General features: G+C 62.0%; 10 protein-coding genes and 1 pseudogene. All 11 read left to right on the top strand.

The window, feature by feature from the left end:
- The first annotated feature begins 55 nt into the window (after window positions 1-55).
- Window positions 56-1,495, top strand: a complete 1,440-nt coding sequence (locus AC3LCN_RS00055; RefSeq protein WP_488648048.1) for a cytochrome c biogenesis ResB family protein — start codon at window positions 56-58, stop codon at window positions 1,493-1,495.
- A complete protein-coding gene (locus AC3LCN_RS00050) occupies window positions 1,495-3,075 on the top strand; it encodes a PucR family transcriptional regulator (RefSeq protein ID WP_488648047.1) in 1,581 nt (526 codons plus the stop codon). The genes AC3LCN_RS00055 and AC3LCN_RS00050 overlap by 1 nt, the downstream gene beginning before the upstream one ends.
- A gap of 57 nt (window positions 3,076-3,132) precedes the next feature.
- Complete coding sequence (locus tag AC3LCN_RS00045; protein WP_488648046.1) at window positions 3,133-5,973, top strand: LysM peptidoglycan-binding domain-containing protein; 2,841 nt, start codon at window positions 3,133-3,135, stop codon at window positions 5,971-5,973.
- A 171-nt stretch (window positions 5,974-6,144) separates the two neighbouring features.
- Window positions 6,145-7,527, top strand: coding sequence for a type I glutamate--ammonia ligase (gene glnA / locus AC3LCN_RS00040; protein WP_488648045.1), 1,383 nt, complete (start codon window positions 6,145-6,147; stop codon window positions 7,525-7,527).
- A 111-nt stretch (window positions 7,528-7,638) separates the two neighbouring features.
- Window positions 7,639-8,298 carry an RNA polymerase sigma factor gene (locus AC3LCN_RS00035; RefSeq protein ID WP_488648044.1) on the top strand — a complete coding sequence of 220 codons (660 nt, stop codon included), beginning with the start codon at window positions 7,639-7,641 and terminating at the stop codon, window positions 8,296-8,298.
- Between the two features lie 64 nt (window positions 8,299-8,362).
- Window positions 8,363-8,644, top strand: coding sequence for a hypothetical protein (locus tag AC3LCN_RS00030; RefSeq protein ID WP_488648043.1), 282 nt, complete (start codon window positions 8,363-8,365; stop codon window positions 8,642-8,644).
- 12 nt (window positions 8,645-8,656) lie between these two features.
- On the top strand, window positions 8,657-9,016 hold the full coding sequence (locus AC3LCN_RS00025) for a hypothetical protein (RefSeq protein WP_488648042.1): 360 nt from the start codon (window positions 8,657-8,659) through the stop codon (window positions 9,014-9,016).
- A gap of 101 nt (window positions 9,017-9,117) precedes the next feature.
- The gene (locus tag AC3LCN_RS00020) at window positions 9,118-9,720 is read left to right on the top strand and encodes a hypothetical protein (RefSeq protein ID WP_488648041.1); all 603 of its coding nucleotides are present in this window, start codon (window positions 9,118-9,120) and stop codon (window positions 9,718-9,720) included.
- Window positions 9,721-9,842: 122 nt separating this feature from the next.
- The gene (locus tag AC3LCN_RS00015; RefSeq protein ID WP_488648040.1) at window positions 9,843-11,495 is read left to right on the top strand and encodes a hypothetical protein; all 1,653 of its coding nucleotides are present in this window, start codon (window positions 9,843-9,845) and stop codon (window positions 11,493-11,495) included.
- A 146-nt stretch (window positions 11,496-11,641) separates the two neighbouring features.
- Window positions 11,642-13,168, top strand: a complete 1,527-nt coding sequence (locus AC3LCN_RS00010) for an Ig-like domain-containing domain (protein ID WP_488648039.1) — start codon at window positions 11,642-11,644, stop codon at window positions 13,166-13,168.
- Between the two features lie 122 nt (window positions 13,169-13,290).
- A pseudogene (locus AC3LCN_RS00005) lies at window positions 13,291-13,526 on the top strand (hypothetical protein); the annotation flags it as partial.

Below are 13,526 nucleotides of genomic sequence, written 5' to 3'. Positions count from 1 at the left end.
CGCCACGACGTCTGCAGGGCAGATGGCCCAGCGGGGCGAAGGCTACCATCAGGGGGTGATAAGTGGCCCACTCCTCCTCGCGCGCGCCCTCCTGGCAAACGTTCGATTTGCCGTGCTCCAGATCGGCGTGATCGCCCTCGCCGCAACGGTTGGCATCGCGCTCCGCCAGCTCCCCGATTACGCGCTCCAGAACGCTGGCGATTACGCCAACGAGATGGCGAAGCGGCGCGCGGAATACGAGCCTGCGCTTGGACCACTGGTGGGAATCTTTGAGCGTCTTGGCCTATTCCGGGTCTTCACCTCGCCATGGTTCACAGCGCTGCTGGTGCTCCTGACCGCCTCAATCATCGTCTGCACCTGGGACCGCCTCCCGAAGATCGCGGCGGCCACCGCGAGATCTCGCCCCGAACAGCCCGACACGTTCTTTAGTGAATCCTTGCCTGGGCGCGGCGTGATCGATCTCCCTACCGCGTTGCCAGTGGATGCGGAACTCGGTGCCCGAGCGAACGCTGCCGCCGCCGAAGCGAAGCGTGCCGGCTGGGAGGTGAGCGTTGCCGATGACTCTGAGCGCAATGGGGGGCTCCTCCTGCATGCAGACCGCTTCCGTCGCTCAGGCCGTTTCACGCTGGTGATGCACACCGGGTTGGTCGTCATGCTGCTCGGTGCAGCCGCCTCGGGCATCTTCGGCTACACGCAGGGCATTCTACTCACCGATGGCGAGGCGCTCCCAGTGGGGAAGATCGGCACCGCTGACGGGCTCGTGATCGTGAATCACGCCTTTAGCGCGCCGCGCAACTCGGCGGGCGCATTTGCAGATTTCGCCACAGACCTCGGTGTCTACGTGGGCGGGGAAGAGGTTGCGCGGCGGATGGTGCGCGTGAATGAGCCGCTCGCCTATAACGGATGGAGCTTCCATCAAAACTTCTTCGGCCCGGCCGCTCGACTAGAAATTCGTGACGACATGGGAGCCCTGCTCTGGTCTGGTGATGCCCCGTTTGCCGCACAGGTTGATGGCGCGCCGTATGCGACGCTGCCGATCCCAGGGAGCAACGCAGGAATCGAGATGCAGTTGCGACGTGATGCGAACGGCGTTGCCGCCATCTTTATAGTGGCCAGCGCCCCAGACCCGAGCGGTACAACAGCTGCAGACGGCACACTCCCACTGAAGACGCTCTTCGCTTCGGTACTCGCAGTGGGTGACACTGCTACAGCGCCTGGTGCTGGGTTTAGTGTGTATCTCCGTGAGGTGACTTCGTATACGGGAATCATCGCGCGACGTGATCCGGCCTCACTCCTAATCTGGATAGCCGCGGCGCTGATCATGGGCGGCCTCATGTTGACGCTGCGTCGCCCACGCGCGCGACTCTGGTTGCAGATCCGACCCGGCGTTGCAACGGTACCCATCGTGCTCCTTACCGAACGGGGCGCTGATCCAGTGCAATATGGCGCCGTCATTCGGCGCATTACGCGTCGGCTGTCAGGAGAGGCGGCGTAATGGCATCACTGCGAGAGCTTGTGCAGACACTGCTTCCAAACGCCGTTCCCTTGGCGAAGGTGCGCGACGAGTCAATGGCACGCAACGTCACCTGGGTGCGCGTGATGCGCATGCGACTGCCAGCCTTTGATGGCATGGAGTTGGGCGATCTGGCGCTCATTCCGCTCACGCTACTCACGGCAGCCGCCCCTGATGCACAATCACGCGTCGACCTTGCTGAGTATCTTGCCGAGAACGGCTGTACTGGCATTCTGCTCCTCGGTGATGAGCATCCGAGCGCAGCCGAATCGAAGGTGCGGGCTGAGCTCGCGCAGGCCGCAGAGCAGAACGGACTCCCATGCCTTGCAGTGCACGGGATGGAGTCGGCGCAGCTCGAGCGCAGCCTGATTGGTGCGGTCGTCAATCGTCGTGCCGAACTAGAGCGTCAGGCGGTGGGACTCGAACGGCAGATCGCCGCCCTCGCACTTGATGGCCAAGGACTCGAAGCGCTCATCGGTGCATTGGCCGCATTCATCGGTCGCGCGGTGGCGCTTGAGGCGCGTGGCGGTGTCTCACTCGCCGTTGTTGCACCAGCCGGTTTGCCATCGAGCGTCGCTGCGGCGAAGGCGGTCTCGCACTACCTCTCCAAGAGTCGACCAACCGGGCAGCGCATCCCGCTTCCCGCCGTGCCAGGTGCACCAGAGGGGGAACGAGAACTTGAGGAGTCGCCGCTCGGCGACGAGGGTTCGGAGCGGCCAGGCTCGATCATCCTGCTTGGCGATGAGCCGGTTGGCGAGCGTGACCGCATCGCCTGCGAGCGCGTTGCGCCACTTCTCGCGCTTGAGATCGTGCGCGTTGCTGCCGAACTTCCCGGCAACGCCGGTCGCGGCGAGGCGCGCACCCTTCCGGCCGAGGGGCCGCCATGGGTAGCCATCGCGGCTCGCCAGCCGCGCCCACATGAGACCGACGTTCCCGCACTGCGTCGCGAGCTGCGCCTCCTCGCGAGCCCGCGTCGCTTCATGTTGCGTGGGAGCAACGAGAGCCTTGAGGTGCGCATCGTCGCCGTCGCTGACGCAGGCGACCCTGGCGCGGCTGACGCTGCTCGCAAGGTCGCCAAGAGGCTGAAGCGCCCGGTTGCGGTTTCGCGGCCATTCACTGAGGCGTCGGCACGGCCCGCCGCCGAAGCTGAGGCGCGCGCTGCGCTTGAATCATTGGAGCGCCGCATCGGCGGTCGCGCAGGGAGTGGCGGCGAGCAGGTCGTGCGCGCGGAACTGCTCCCTGCGCACCAGCTCCTCGGCTCGGTCATGACGATCCCCGAAGGACGACGACTCGCTCTCGCGCTGCTTGGCCCACTCCTCGTCGGCACTGCAGCCGCCTGGCGCCAGCGCATTGACACGGTGCGCGCCATCCTCGACGCGCCCGGTTCGTCTGAAGCGAGCAGCTCACTGGGCGTGCATCGCAACACCACCGCCTATCGCCTCAAGCGTATCGAGGAGGTAACGGGGTGGGATCTTCGCGAGCCCGATCTTCGTCTCGCCCTCTCGCTCGCGCTGCGCATCTTGGATGCCGAGGGTGGCTTTGATGGGAGCCTCAGCGAGTAGATCTGAGCCTTTCAGAGTTCACAGGATCTGATCTCGCATAGGCGGTAGTATCAGCACATGGAACGCAGAGCGGCATCTCGTATGACGCTCCGCCGCGCCATCGCGCTCGCAGGGGCCGCTCTCCTCTGCCTCTCTGGCGTGGTGGGTGTGGCGGGCGCTAACCCGACCCCTGCAGCCGCCACCACCTTCGTGCAGAAGCCGTGTACCGATTGGAAGAGTGAGATCTCACCCCCTGACACCATCCGCGTGCTGCGCACGAACTCCGGCGTCGTCGAGGAGATCCCCTTCAAGCTCTACGTCTACCGCACCCACGTGGCCGAGTTCTACACCGAGTACAAGGCGAGCCCCTACAGTGATGCCCTGCTCGGTGTTGGCGCGATTGCCATTAAGCAGAACGCCTGGTCTTGGACGATGAAGCATCTTGATGGTGAGCGAGATTGGTGGTACGTATCCAAACCAAAAAGTGCGACGTTCGAAAAGTGGCTTCGTGATGATCTGGCTGACGACCGCAAGGTTAATGGGACGCAAGGACGAGATGGAGCTACGAACGACAAGGGTGTTTGGGTGGAGTGGACTAATACCCAGCGAGCTACAGAAAACTTTAAGACGTTAGTCCCTTTGCGTATTCGTCTTGGTCCAGATCTACTTAATGACGGTATTGGTGGACTGGTACGCGATGATGCGACGGGGCATTACACGGCACCGCTTGCCGAGTACGACGAGAGTGGCGCCAGAAAGCCAGTGACTGCTGACACCCCGCGATCATGCTTTGACGTCACCGATGAGCCGTCCATCAATCAGATTTATCGCACTGGCGGCATCTATGACCCAGGTTGGACCTCAGGAGGCCGCAGTAACGCGCGTTATAACGCCGCGGTTGACGCTACCTGGGGGATCACTGTCCAGCGACTCAAAGAAGACGGCAAGTGGTATTTCGCAAACCCAGGTTTCTATGGCAGCTGGAACGGCGGCGGCGGCGCTGTGACCGGTTGTCTTGCACCGCCGAAGGCTGGCCAAGACGGCATCCCGCTTCGGCATGCCACTCAGCCGGGGCATTGGCGCGGCGTCTCCATCTTCGTCATGAACGCTGATACCTGCGCGAAGGAGCACGACCTCTCGGTCGAGGAGCTCATTCGCTACGTTTGGTACACCGTAGACGCAACCGCCACGAGCGAGACCTCGTACAGCGTTCCAGGTTCACGTGCCTACAAGTACAGCATCAACTGGGTGGAGCCAAACCGCATCATCTCGCCAGGCATCGATGTGACCGGAGACGGGAAGGGCGACTTCACCGCAATCGGCGCTGATGGTTCGATTAAGTTCATCTCCGCAGACAAATACGTGGGGAAGAACGGGCGCCTACGCAATCGTGTTCCAGGTACGGTGCCAGCATTGGCTGGCGCCACCCTGATCGGCCGTGATATCGCGCGAACCGAGCGTGACGGGGGCCTCTCCGTGCTCAGCCTCTGGCGTGCAACCGACGGAGCAACGAGCCTCATCAAGACGCCAATCTCCAGCGGTGTCCTTGGAACCTCGGTCACCATCCTCGATGCTTACACAGGCTTTGATGCAATGGCAAACCTTGCCCTCGATGTTGCCGACACCTCAGCCGACATCATCCAAGAGTTCTTTATCACTGAACGCACGCCAGACCTGACCGATAGAACTACAGCGCGACTCCGCCTCTTCGAGGTCACTACCGGCGCCTCGCCAACGCAGCTCATTGACACAACGACCAGTACCGACGCGGTGACGGTGTTGCGCGACGTCACTGGTGACGGGGTGCCAGACGCCACGGTTCTCTGGCGCGCAAGCGACGGGGCCCTCATGGCGTCGCAAGCGGCCGGCTCGCTTAGCTTTACGCCGAATACCCTCTGGACGCTCGGCACGTTGAGCGCACCTGGCGCACTGCTCTGGCCCATCGCCAGCGGGTGGAGTGTCACTGCGGTCGACGCATTAGGCGATACAGGTTCTGAGCTCTACCTAAGCTATCGCGACCTGAAGGGGATCGGCCACGTCGTGCGCCTTTCCATGAGCGAAATCCTTGACCTTGCAACCCCGCTCAGCGCAAATCCTGATCTGGTTTTCACTGCTGAAACGGCGCCATCGCAAAGTACCAAGGTAGGGAAGGGCGAAACCACCCTTGCAAAAGTTGCGGCACGACTCGGCTACAAGAGTGGTACCACGAACTACACGAAGTTCTTCGCGCTCAATGCTGGGCCAACACGCACCGAGACCATCAAGAAGGGCGACACCTACGCCAAGATCGCCAAGCGCGTCGGTCGTACCGAGGGCTGCTTGCGTTCGATGAATCCAAAGAGTTCCAAGATCGCCTACCCAGCCAAGGTGTTGGTCGTTGGGCAGAAGGTCAACGTACCGGTCGATACGACCTGCGTGTACACCGCCAAGAGCGTGATGTATCGCAACGCGCCGGTACGCATTCTCGCTGGCGAGTTTGACTGGCTCAGAACTGCCGACACCTGGGAGATCGTGGCCACGCGCGCCGCCGCCATCGGCGTCACCGTTGATGCGGCCGGTCTCGCCGAGCTCAACCCAGAGATCGACCTCACCACCGCAACGGTAGGGACCGAAGTACGCATCCGCGCCCCATGGGCCGCCGTGGAGCGCAGCAACGTATCCGCCACCACCTTCGCAGTAGGCGCTCGCACGTACGCCTGGGGGGTCCCGCTCGAGGTCTGGAAGGGCGCCGCCTCAGGGAGGGTGCCGACGCTCGTGGCCCGCGACTGGACCGGCGACGGCATTCTCGACCTCTTCTTCACGAGCGTCTCCTCTTCCGGCACCGTCACTCTGGAGCGCCTCGGCTACACAGCCGGCCGCCTGGCGCAGCGGGAGAAGATCGTGCGGGGCTCGGTGGGCAAGGGCTGGACGCTCCAGTAGGGGTAAAACCGCCGGTTCTTGTGCAAGATCACAATCTAGCCGCACCCTAAACCGCACCCAAGCCTTTCAGAAAGGCCGTATTCTCCTTCCGACGGCTTCTCCCCTGGCTTGCAGGGGGTGAAATCTGTGCCGTACGCACAAGATTCGGGCACTGCCCGGTGGAGGGGGATCATGTCGAAGGGGTATGGAGCACGCACCGAGGCCGAAACCAAGGCGGCACTCGCCACCGTAGCCAAGGCCGAGAAGGCCGGCATTCGCACCGTGCAGCTGCAGTTCGTTGACCTGCACGGCATTACGAAGAGCGTGCAGATCCCGATTCACATGATGCCGAACGCGATTAAGCACGGCACCTGGTTCGACGGTTCGTCGGTCGAAGGCTTTACGCGCATCGCTGAGAGCGATCAGATGCTGCGACCCGACATGGATACGTGGCGCATTCTGCCGTGGGCGCCCGCTGAGAGTGGCGCCGGCACGGCCCGCGTGATCTGCGACGTGCTCCTTCCTGACGGTTCACCATTCGCGGGTGACCCACGTGGCGCGCTGCGCCGCCAAGTCGAACGCGCAGAGAAGCTCGGCTACAAGGTGAACATGGGGCCAGAGCTCGAGTTCTTCCTCTTTGAGTACGGCGCCGATGGGCACCCAATCACCAAGCCGCATGACAAGGCGGGCTACTTTGACTTTACCGGCGATCAGGGGATTGACGTCCGTCAAGACATGGTCGACGCACTCGAGGCGCTCGGCATCAAAATTGAAACCGCGCACCACGAGGTGGCGCCGGGTCAGCACGAGATCGACTTCGAGTATTCGGACTCACTCTCCACGGCTGATAACGCCACCACCTTTAAGTACGCGTTGAAAGAGATTGCCAAGCAGCACGGCCTGTATGCAAGCTTCATGCCGAAGCCGATCTACGGCATCAACGGTTCGGGCATGCACACGCACATCAGCCTTGCCAGCCTGAAGACTGGCAAGAACGTCTTTTACGACGCGAAGGATAAGTACAGCCTCTCGCCCATCGCGAAGTCGTATATGGCCGGCATTCTGAAGCACGCGCGTTCCATGATCGCGGTGTTGGCACCAACGGTGAACTCGTACAAGCGACTCGTTCCCGGATACGAGGCGCCAACCTACCTGGTGTGGGGTCGACGGAATCGCTCGGCACTGATTCGCGTGCCGATGATTTCGGCGGGCCGCTCGGTTGAGGCAACGCGCATGGAGCTGCGCTGCCCAGACCCATCGGCGAACCCGTATCTCGCCTTTGCGGTGATGATCGCCGCGGGCCTCGACGGCATCGAGAAGAAGATGGTGCTGCCAGACCCGGTCGAGGAGTCGCTCTATGAGATGGACGCCGTGCGCGTCGCCCAGAAGGGGATCCAGGAGCTACCAGGTAGCCTGATCGAGGCGATCAAAGAGCTCAAGTCGAACCCAGTCATCTGCGGTGCCCTCGGTGAGCACATCCTCTCGCACTTCCTGGACGCCAAGCAGGCCGAGTGGGACGAGTACCGCACGCACGTTTCGAACTGGGAGGTTGAGCGCTACCTCGAGCTCTACTAGGGCAGATTGGGGCGAACCCGGACAACTGAGAGTCAGAGCGGGGGTCGCTGGGAACGGCTCCCGTTCTGGTTTTCGTGTGGGAAATTCAGGTTTGGCGGCTAGACTGCCGGTATGCCCGTGTTGAGTGATGAGGAGTTAGTCGCCGCATGTCTCTCTGGCAAAGAGAGCGCTTACGCCGTGCTCATCGAGCGCTACAGCCCTAAGGTCTATCGGATTGCTGCACGAATCTGCCGTGACGCGACCGATGCCGAAGATGCCGTCCAGGAGACCTTCATTCAGGTAGTGCGCGACCTTGCCCGCTGGCGGCCGCTTGCACCGCTCGAAGCTTGGATCACGACGATCACTGTTCGGGTGGCGCAGAAGATTGACATACGCACCACGCGACATGCGCGCACCAGTAGCACGATGAGCCCTGGTGGAGCCGAAGCGCCGGGGCGTGAGTTCGCCGATCCGAATGCGCATGACCCAGTGGTCCAGGCGATGGACCATGAGCTTCAGGCGGATCTTGGGGATGCCCTGCAAAAGATCTCCACCAAACATCGAGCAGCGGTCGTCCTCCGATTTCAAGAGGGACTCTCGGTAGCCGAGGCGGCTGCGATCCTAGAACTCCCTGAGGCAACAGTGCGAACACACACGGCGCGCGGTCTTCGTGAGTTGCGTGAAGCCCTTGGCGACACTGACCGGGACGACACCAGAGCCCACCGCTTCCGTGTGGTCGGGGGGGGTTCAAAGCGGTCCCCCGAAGGGGGCGAGACGAAGTTAATTAACTGACAAGCGATGTGAATTTTTTTCAAATTCAGACCAGCCCGCCGCTGCATTATGGGAGAATCCACAGATGATTGAAAAAACCTCAGCACATTTCAAATTCGAGAGCGCCATTGAGGCGCGTCTTGCTGCAGGCAAGATGCTTTCAATCCCGGACGGTTTAAACCAGCGCGTGTTGCGTGCCGTCATCGCTGACCAGCAGTTGATGCGCAGCCAGGTCAACCGCCGAAAGGCTGCTGGAGTGGCAGCGTTCATAATTGGTACCGCCGCCCTAGTCATCCTGACCGTAACCATCACGACCACCTGGTACGATGTAATTGGCCACTTCTGGCACGTAAATCTCGGCGCGTAGGGGGAAGGATTCATGGTCCTAGGCTCGCCAGAACATAAGGAACTTGAGAGTGCCATTGAGGAGCTCATTGCTGCGGGTGGGGTACTCTCGCCAGCACACGCCGACCACGTTCAGGGGTGCATGAGCTGCGCGCAACTGCTTGATGACCTCGTTGGGCTGGCCGAGCGAACCCCATCGGCGCCCGCTGGCCTGAACCAGCGTGTGCTTCGTGCCGTTATCGACGACCAGCAGCAGAGACGCGGCAAAGCCAATCGCCGAGGGGCTGTGCGGATGATCACCCTCACCACCCTTCGCGCCGCCCTCATCATCTTGGCTGTCACCGTTGCCACCTTTAGTGCCGGAGTCTGGGCCGCCTCGCACCTCGGCAACTAGCCAGGCTGAAACGCCCATCCAGGCCCCTCTCCTTCCGTAGGTAGGCGCGCCACCACGCGGGGCCCTGAAACGCCCAACCCCCCACCACGCCTTTACCTGGTGTGAGCATATGTGCACGCACTATTGAGCAGGTCGAGCGCTCCCTAGCCGAGGGGGTGGCCCTGGCCGCCCCGCACGCTCAGCACCTTGAGAGCTGCACCCCCTGCACCCAGGCTTCGGCCACCTATGCCGAGCTCACCGGCGCCCTGGCCCGCATGAAGCCAGCCGCCCTGCCAGCCCACCTCGCCACCCGGGCCTTCGACGCCGTTCAGCTGAGCCGAACCGTCCGCCCAAGCCTCTTTACCCGCGTCATGCGCCCCGTGGCGGCCGCCGCCACCGCCTTTGCCATGGTGCTCGTCACCATCGCCGCCGCCGGTGGCGCCCTGGTGGTGAGCGCCGCGATCGTCTCGCGCGTCAACCCAATCGTTGAGTCGACTCTGGCCGCCCCAACGGCAGAGCCAGCCACCCCGGCCCCAACCCCAACCCCAGCCCCAGAGACCCCAGCCCCAGCCCCAACACCAACACCAGAGGCAACCCCAGCGCCAACCGAGGCGCCAACCGCAACACCGGCTCCAACGGATCTGCCTCGGCGGACTCCGGAGCCGGTCAGCCCAACTCCGGCGGGGGATGAGTCGCCGGCAGCTTCGGAGAGCACGACTCCGTAGCGGTACGTAACACCTTCTCGACGGCTTTCGTGCCGTTGTCGAGTGGGTCGTGCGAAATGGCGCGGTCATTGACTCCGGGGCATTTCCCCTGGGTCTGTAGTTAGGAGGACACAATTGTGTCTATGAAGAATAAGTTCGTGACTGCGGTCACGGCAGCGAGCTTGCTCGCGACGATCTTTGGATCGTCCGTGATGGCCGCGGGTCGACCGACGCCACCAGTGGCGCCGACAGGCCCAATTGCGAGGTACACCGGAACGCCAGTAGAGGGCGCAGCGGTTACACAGGCGGGCAGCACAACCACTTTTGGTTTTTACTCGAACGCATCTAATGTGGCTGTCGCTTCTGCGACTGCAAACCTCACATATACGTTCTTTGTGGCTGGAGCAGCTAATGCTGGCACCACATCACTCGCACTAGCAGACCTTAAGGCAGTCTCAAGCAACTCAAACATTGTTGTTGCCTGGGCCTATGCTGCAGCCGACGGAGTAGCCGCTGCCTGCTCGGCGCTTGACACTCCTTTAGGCTCATTCGCAGCAACCGATATCGTTGAAGGTGTTGCCGAGACAACTGAAACCGCCGGAAACTACAAGCTGTGCGTAGCTGCTAAGACGTCTACGACTGCTGCAAACGGCACGATTACCGTATACGCCTCCAAGGCTGGCCTGACGGCCTCCTCGTGGGTAAGCATGAAGACCGTCTCAATCACGGCAATCGGCGCGCTTAAGACGCTCGATCTTTCGCTGACGACCGGCTACACGTATGTTGCTGGAGAAAACGCAGCGATCGACGGGGCCCTTACGCTCGTCGGTAAGGATGCCAATGGCACCGTGTTGAACGGCGCTACTGGCTCCATTACTGCAGGCGTGGCGCTCTCGGGCGTTGCTGAAAGCGATACCAACCCAACGAATGCCAGTGGTTCAGCTATCGGCTTCTTCACGGTTGCTTCAGACGACGCAGTAGCCGTCGGCTCGGCAAATGCAGGTTCGATGCGCTTGTTTGACATTGACGCAGCTGCCTGCAGCGTAGGTAACGGAGACAACCTCCTGAGTGATTCAGGCAAGGCGTACAACCTCGCGGTTGCAGCTGGCTTGATTGAGTCAAACGCAGTGTCAATCACCTGCACCGGCGACGGCAGCAAGGCTGTCCTGAAGTCTGTCGCAGCTGATGTAACTTCGTTCAAGGGCAAGACCTATGCGAGCGCCACCGGCGGCACGACGTTCAAGATCATCGGCACAATTGTTGATGAGAATGGCCTGCCAATGGGTAACGGTGCTACTGCCATGGACTTCGGCCCGGAGACCTTCACCGGTCTGACAGCCCTCACGGTTGCCAGCCTGGATGTTGATCTTGACGAGAGCGAAGTAGTCGGTGGTAAGGCACAGATTGCAACGCTCGCCCCAACCAACATGAGCTACAAGACGCACAAGTATTCGATTGCGGTTGCCGATTCAGATCTCGGGGCCAGCGCTGCCGTCGCTAAGACGTACTCGTTGACCTACGCGGTTTCGAATCCAACCACGATCACGGTCAAGATGAACGCTGCCAAGACGGTAGCAACGGTAACGGTGAACTTCGGCGAGGATGCAGCTGACGAGTCGGCCTACCTCAACGTTGAGACCGTGACCGGCAAGTTCACCGAGTATCGCAAGATCGCCAACGCCTCAGGCGTTGCCACATGGACGATCGCACTGCGCAAGCAGCAGGTCTTCATGACGGCAAGCTCTGACGTCTTTGGCGTCGCGGTTTCAAACCTGGCTGTCGTTACCTACAAGTAACAACCGCTAGAAACCGTTCGGTGCACGAACCAATGGTTGGACGGCCCCAGGGGAAACCCTGGGGCCGTTCGTTTCTCTCTCGCGTAGTTCTCGCGTTACTTCTGTTTGCCGGAGCTGCTCCGGCGCCGACCTGGGCAGCCGATACTGTGAGCGAAATTCCTGGAGTTACCTGGGTCGGCCCGAGCGTCACCGGTACCGTTGGCGGTGCCATCACAGATCGGGTTTGGCGCATCCAGGTGACCTCTGCGCGGCAGGCCATCATCAATTTGACTGGCGCGAGCGGCGCTGAGCTTGGCCTGTATGTCTTTGGCTCCACCGCCACCTCAATTCTCACCGCTACCCCTATTCGGCAATCTGCCAAGGCGGGGGGCACACAGTTCCTCAGCGTGCCGATGCTCCCCGGCACCTACTACTTGAATGTGAACGGCCGCAATATTGATCGCGCGTACGCATTCACTCTCCGCGTCTCCCTAGTTGCTGACCCAACGCCCCCCTTTGTCGCTATCGACATCGCTAGCGGTCGGCAGCGGATCAGTGATCAAAACTCCACCCTGCGGGTTGCTGCCAGTGATTCACTGAGCGGCATTGATGCCATTCGCACACGGCTTGACGGTGGTGCCTGGGGCGAGTGGCTTACCCCTGCAGTGACGATACCGATCAGCTTCCCCGAGATTGAGGGCCTGCACAGCTATGGCTTGCAGGCGCGCAATGGCGCGGGGTTAATCACGACGGCTGCCGAAGACCGCATCTACCTCGACCTCACCGCTCCAACGGCACGATTGCTTTCGCCCATTGACGGCGCCACGGTAAGCACCGCCACCCCCAAGATCAGCGTGCGCTTTAACGAAGCCATGGATGTGGCAGCGTGGCGGAGTGGGGGAGTGATCGTCGAAGCCCCTGATGGCACTCAGCTCGCGGGCACAGGTACCTATGACGCCACCACCAAGACCGGCACATTCACCGCGGGTGCGCTGGTGCCAGGGGTTGGCTATGTGGTGCGCCTGGGCACCGCGAAAGACGTCGCCGGCAACCTCGCTGAGCTCGACCCTTGGACAATTACCTACGTTGCCACCACCAAGATCACCACGAGCGCCACAGTTCTCACCGTGCCGTACGGCAGCACCGCAACGGTGCTCGTCTCTACCACCGGCATCGAAGCTGGCGCGGAGCTGCGCCTCGAGCGCCTTACCAGCCTGGGCGGCGGTGAGTTCTATTGGGAAGAGATCACCCGCATCGTGGCGACGGGCAGCACCCAGCCACAGCGCGTGAGCGTTACGCCCGACCAGAGCGCCACCTACTCCATTCGGTACGACGGGTCTGAGGGGGCGCTCCCTTCAAGGTCTGCGTCGATTCGTGTTGGCCTGCTCCCCGTGGTGCGCTACGGGGCCGGAACTGTGGCGCGCTCCACGGCGAAGGTCGGGGCATCGGTGCCCCTCTCATTCTCGGTCGCCCCGCTCTCGATCACCTCAGCAACGCTGATCGGTTCAAAGTGCTCGAGCACCTTTACCAAGTGCTCGGTCGCCGTGCGGATCCCGCTCAGCCTGAGCGACGACGGCCTTGTCACCTACGCCTGGACAGCCACGAAGGGCTACTGGATCTGGCGCATCGCCGTGCCAGCCGGCCCCCTGAATCTGGGCGTAAATGGGCCTGCTGCCCGAATCACCGCACGGTAAGGGAGGCTCAACTACACCCAAAGCCACGCCATAGTCAGCAGGCGTCCGCCAACGTATCAACGCGCGACCGCCATCGCCCTATAGCCAGAAGGTTTCTGGCCGGGACATGGAGGTTGGAATTCATGAAAACTATGCTGAAGAGGCTCGGGCTAACGCTCGCGGTCCTCACACTCTTGGCTGCTGGCGCTGCCCCAACGGAGGCAGCAAGCAGGCGCTATACCCAGGTTGCCGGCGGTGTATATCATTCCTGCGGCCTCACCGCGAGTGGTGCCGTCTACTGCTGGGGCGATAACGGCTTCGGTGCACTCGGCGATGGCACGACCAGTAACGCGTCGAGCCCACAGGCGGTCATCGGCGG

This window comes from Candidatus Limnocylindrus sp., assembly GCF_040397215.1.
GTDB lineage: Bacteria > Chloroflexota > Limnocylindria > Limnocylindrales > Limnocylindraceae > Limnocylindrus.
This window is presented reverse-complemented; position numbering and strand designations above follow the sequence as displayed.